This window comes from Rhizobium sp. rho-13.1 (genome assembly GCF_007000305.1).
In the GTDB taxonomy this organism is placed as follows: domain Bacteria; phylum Pseudomonadota; class Alphaproteobacteria; order Rhizobiales; family Rhizobiaceae; genus Rhizobium; species Rhizobium rhododendri.
Map to the genome: position 1 here is coordinate 1 of NZ_SCFL01000115.1, position 262 is coordinate 262.

Genomic DNA, 262 nt, shown 5'->3' on the forward strand with positions numbered 1-262 from the left:
TGGGGCTTTGCAAATCGGTCCGGGTCTGATTCAAGCTATCTGCCGATGGAGGTCGGCGGATATGTCAAAATTCCTTTCTGTCGATCTGCGCGTTCGTGTTGTTGCTGCGGTTTCTGCTGGTGCAACGCATCGAGAAGCCGCCGAACGTTTCGGTGTGAGTGCCGCAAGCGTCAGTCGCTGGCGAAATCTGCAACTGCGGCAGGGTGATGTGCGACCTGGCCCGCTTGGCGGGGATCGCAATTCCCGCAAAACCGAGGCGCAT

1 protein-coding gene is annotated in these 262 nt (G+C 58.4%); it reads left to right on the top strand.

Translation table 11 applies throughout. From position 1 onward, the window contains the following. Positions 1-61: 61 nt before the first annotated feature. On the top strand, positions 62-262 hold a 201-nt coding region (locus EQW76_RS28885; protein ID WP_143123540.1), incomplete at its 3' end, for a helix-turn-helix domain-containing protein.